Annotated in this window: 5 protein-coding genes and 1 pseudogene; all 6 read left to right on the top strand. The window is 60.4% G+C overall.

Features of this window, described 5'->3' with window-relative positions; genetic code table 11:
* A pseudogene (locus tag FDX01_RS23540) lies at positions 1 to 187 on the top strand (phenylacetate-CoA oxygenase subunit PaaJ); the annotation flags it as partial.
* Between the two features lie 7 nt (positions 188 to 194).
* The gene (paaE, locus tag FDX01_RS05400; RefSeq protein WP_137399369.1) at positions 195 to 1,265 is read left to right on the top strand and encodes a 1,2-phenylacetyl-CoA epoxidase subunit PaaE; all 1,071 of its coding nucleotides are present in this window, start codon (positions 195 to 197) and stop codon (positions 1,263 to 1,265) included.
* Positions 1,262 to 2,029 (top strand): 2,3-dehydroadipyl-CoA hydratase PaaF, encoded by a 768-nt coding sequence (paaF, locus tag FDX01_RS05395; protein WP_137399368.1) that lies wholly within the window; start codon positions 1,262 to 1,264, stop codon positions 2,027 to 2,029. Before paaE ends, paaF begins: the two co-directional genes overlap by 4 nt.
* 2 nt (positions 2,030 to 2,031) lie before the next feature.
* Positions 2,032 to 2,820 carry a 2-(1,2-epoxy-1,2-dihydrophenyl)acetyl-CoA isomerase PaaG gene (gene paaG / locus FDX01_RS05390; protein ID WP_137399367.1) on the top strand — a complete coding sequence of 263 codons (789 nt, stop codon included), beginning with the start codon at positions 2,032 to 2,034 and terminating at the stop codon, positions 2,818 to 2,820.
* A 3-nt stretch (positions 2,821 to 2,823) separates the two neighbouring features.
* On the top strand, positions 2,824 to 4,242 hold the full coding sequence (locus FDX01_RS05385; protein ID WP_137399366.1) for a 3-hydroxyacyl-CoA dehydrogenase: 1,419 nt from the start codon (positions 2,824 to 2,826) through the stop codon (positions 4,240 to 4,242).
* The coding region (locus tag FDX01_RS23535) for a hotdog fold thioesterase (protein ID WP_249360880.1) at positions 4,235 to 4,436 on the top strand (202 nt) is incomplete at its 3' end. The genes FDX01_RS05385 and FDX01_RS23535, both read left to right, overlap by 8 nt.

Raw genomic sequence — 4,436 nt, 5'->3', positions numbered from 1 at the left:
GCAGTACGGCATCAGCCCGCCGCAGGCCCACGCCTGTCACGCCGACGAGATGCCGAAGGATGTGCTCTGTCCACGCTGCGGTAGCACCCACAGCTCGCTGATTAGTGAATTCGGTTCCACGGCCTGCAAAGCGCTGTATCGCTGCGAAAGCTGCCGTGAACCCTTTGATTACTTTAAATGTATTTGAGGTCTCGATGACAACATTTCATTCGCTTACCGTGGCAAATGTTGAGCCGGAAACCCGCGATGCGGTAACCATCACCTTTGCCATTCCCGACGCGCTGCGTAGCGCCTACGCCTTCCGTCCGGGCCAGCATCTGACGCTGAAAACCCGTCTTGGTGGCGAAGAACTGCGTCGCTGCTACTCCATTTGTCGCAGTCGCTCACCGGCAGAAATCAGCGTGGCGGTGAAAGCCATCGACGGTGGCCGTTTTTCACGCTTCGCCCAGAGCGATATCCAGCAGGGTATGGAATTCGAGGTGATGGTGCCGCAGGGTCACTTTGGCTACCAGCCACAGGTCGATCGCAGCGCCCACTATCTGGCGATCGCCGCCGGTTCCGGGATCACGCCGATGATGGCGATTATCGAAGCCACGCTGATGATTGAACCTGATAGCTGCTTCACCCTGATTTACGGCAACCGCAGCAGCCACAGCATGATGTTCCGTCAGGCGCTGGCCGATCTGAAAGATCGCTATCCGCAGCGTTTACAGGTGATCCATCTGTTCAGCCAGGAGTCGATGGACAGCGACCTGTTACAGGGGCGCATCGACGGCGACAAACTGCGCGCGCTGTCTGAGCATCTGCTCGATTTCAGCCGCTTTGACGACGCTTTTATCTGCGGCCCGTCGGCGATGATGGACGATGCTGAAATCACGCTGCGTGCGCTGGGAATGCCGGAAAAAGCCATTCACCTTGAGCGCTTCAATACGCCGGGGACCAGCGTTAAACGCGCCACCGGCGTACAGGCAGAAGGGCGCACGGTGACGTTGCGTCAGGACGGTCGTGAGCGTCTGATTTCACTGACTGCCGATGACGACAGCATTCTCGACGCCGCGCTGCGTCAGGGGGCTGATTTGCCGTTTGCCTGCAAAGGCGGCGTCTGCGCTACCTGCAAATGCAAAGTGGTGCGCGGTGAAGTGGCTATGGCGGCGAACTACAGCCTCGAAGCCGACGAACTGGCGGCCGGCTACGTGCTGAGCTGTCAGGCGCTGCCAACTAGCTCAGATGTGGTGGTGGATTTTGATGCGCGGGGGATGGCATGAGCGAACTCCTTATTACCCGTCACGACCGCGTTTTACAGCTGACGCTAAACCGTCCGCAGGCGCGTAATGCGCTGAATAACGCGCTGCTGACCCAGCTTGCCGCGGCGCTGGAGAGTGCGGCGGCGGACGAGAGCATTAGTGTCTGCGTGATTAGCGGTAATACCCGTTATTTCGCGGCAGGTGCCGATCTCAACGAAATGGCGGAAAAAGACCTACCCGCCACTTTCGACGATATTCGCCCGCGTTTATGGGCGCGTATCGATGCCTTTAACAAGCCGCTGATTGCGGTGGTCAACGGCTACGCGCTGGGCGCGGGCTGCGAGCTGGCGCTGCTGTGCGACCTGGTGATCGCCGGGGATAACGCCCGCTTTGGTCTGCCGGAAATCACCCTCGGCACCATGCCGGGGGCGGGGGGGACTCAGCGCCTGATTCGTAGCGTCGGGAAAGCGCTGGCCAGCCGCATGGTACTGAGCGGTGAAAGCATTGATGCCCAGCGGGCACAGCTGGCGGGGCTGGTCAGCGATATCCACCCAGCCAACCTTTCTGACGAATACGCGCTGAAACTGGCGGCGACGATTGCCCGCCACTCGCCGCTGGCGCTGCGTGCCGCCAAACAGTCGTTACGTCTGGCGCAGGAGGTCAGTTTGCAGGCCGGGCTAACCCAGGAGCGCCAGCTGTTTACCGTGCTGAGCGCTACCGAAGACCGTCGCGAAGGCATCGCTGCCTTTTTAGAAAAACGCACCCCAGCCTTCAAAGGACGTTAACCGTGGGCGCATTCATTCTTAGCGATATCGACCAGGGCGTGATGACCATCACCCTGAACCGCCCGGACCGACTCAACAGCTTTAACGACGCCATGCACCAGCAGTTGTCCGACTGCCTGAAGCAGGCCGAGCGCGACGAGACCATTCGCTGCCTGCTGATTACCGGTGCCGGGCGCGGTTTTTGTGCCGGACAGGATCTGAACGATCGTAACGTTGACCCAAGCGGCCCCGCACCGGATTTAGGCATATCGGTGGAACGTTTTTATAACCCGCTGGTGCGCCGCTTAGCTGCGTTGCCGAAACCGGTGATTTGCGCGGTCAACGGCGTAGCGGCAGGTGCCGGTGCCACGCTGGCGCTGGGCTGCGATATCGTGCTGGCGGCACGTTCTGCGAAATTTGTGATGGCTTTCAGCAAGCTAGGCCTGGTACCGGACTGCGGCGGAAGCTGGGTGTTACCGCGCGTCACCACCCGCGCCCGCGCGATGGGGTTGATGCTGCTGGGCGACAGCTTGAGCGCAGAACAAGCCGCGCAGTGGGGCATGATCTGGCAATTGGTGGATGACGCAGAGCTGAAAGACACCAGCCTGGCGCTGGCGCGCCATCTGGCTTCCCAGCCCACCTACGGCTTAGGGCTTATCAAGAAAGCGTTGCAGCTGGCGGAAACCAACTCCCTGGATGACCAGCTCGACGTTGAGCGCGATTTCCAGCGCCTTGCCGGGCGCAGCGACGACTACCGCGAGGGCGTCAGCGCCTTCCTTGGCAAACGTCCTCCACAGTTCAGCGGGAAATAAGCCATGACGCAAACACTCCACACCGTCGCCGTGATTGGCGGCGGCACCATGGGCGCGGGCATTGTTGAAGTGGCTGCCAGCGCCGGGCATTCGGTGCTGCTGTATGACATTTCCGCCGACGCGATTACTCGCGCCATCGACGGTATTGCCCAGCGCCTGGCTTCCCGCGTCAGTCGTGGAAAACTCCGCGCTGAGCAGGCGCAGGCGCTGCTGGCGCGTATTACGCCGGCAACTGAACTGAATCAACTTGCGGATGCGCAACTGGTGATCGAAGCCGCGTCCGAGCGTCTGGAGATCAAACAGACGCTGTTCAGCCAGTTGGCGGAGCTCTGCTCTCCGTCGACGCTGCTGACCAGCAATACCTCGTCGATTTCCATTACCGCCATTGCCGCTGGCATTAAACACCCCGAGCGCGTAGCGGGTCTGCATTTCTTTAACCCGGCACCGGTGATGAAGCTGGTCGAAGTGGTCAGCGGTCTGGCGACCTCAGCCGAAGTGGTTGAGCAACTGTGCCAGTGCGTAAGCGCCTGGGGTAAACAGCCGGTGCGCTGCCGTTCAACGCCGGGCTTTATCGTCAACCGCGTGGCGCGTCCGTTTTATGCCGAAGCCTGGCGGGCGCTGGAAAAGCAGGTGGCGACGCCTGAGGTGATTGACGCCGCATTGCGCGACGGCGGCGGGTTCCCGATGGGGCCGCTGGCGCTGACCGACCTTATCGGGCAGGACGTGAATTTTGCGGTGACCTGTTCGGTGTTTAACGCTTTCTGGCAGGACCGACGTTTTCTGCCGTCGCTGCTGCAACAGGAGCTGGCCATTGCCGGGCGTCTGGGTAAGAAAAGCGGTCACGGTGTTTATCGCTGGCCTGTTGAAGCACAGCCGGAACTGGCGCTGGCTGTGGTGTCTGCGGAATATGCTGCAAAGAGCGTTAAGCGTGACGTTGTCACTGAATTAGACGATGTGCTGCTGCTGGAAACCACGGGTGAAACCGCGCTGGCCTTAAGTGTGCAGCACAACCGCCCGGTGGTGGTGTACGACTACGCGGCGGGCGACACGGTAGTGCTGGCAAGTGCTGCCACCAATTCACAAGCCGCCACCGATAAAGCGGTTTATTTCTTCCAGCAGCAGGGCAAAAAGGTGCTGCACATCGCCGATTATCCCGGTCTGCTGGTGTGGCGCACGGTGGCGATGCTGGCGAACGAAGCGCTGGACGCGCTGCAAAAAGGCGTTGCCAGCGCCGAGGATATTGATACCGCCATGCGTCTGGGCGTCAACTACCCGCATGGCCCGATTGGCTGGGGTGAATCACTGGGCTGGGGGCGCGTCCTGCGTCTGCTGGAGAATCTGCAACAGCATTACGGCGAAGAACGCTATCGCCCGAGTGCGCTGCTGCGCGAAAAAGCGCTACTGGAGATGCGTCATGAGTAATGAAGCCTGGCGAAACGCCCGCGCCATGTATGAGAACGACACCTGTGCCAAAACGCTGGGTATCAAGATTATCGAAATGGACGAAGGCTACGCGCAGATGACCATGGCGGTGTCACCGAATATGTTGAACGGCCATCAAACCTGCCACGGTGGACAACTGTTTTCGCTGGCAGATACCGCATTCGCCTACGCCT

It is taken from the genome of Citrobacter sp. wls613 (assembly GCF_005281195.1).
GTDB classification, from domain to species: domain Bacteria; phylum Pseudomonadota; class Gammaproteobacteria; order Enterobacterales; family Enterobacteriaceae; genus Citrobacter; species Citrobacter gillenii.
This window is presented reverse-complemented; position numbering and strand designations above follow the sequence as displayed.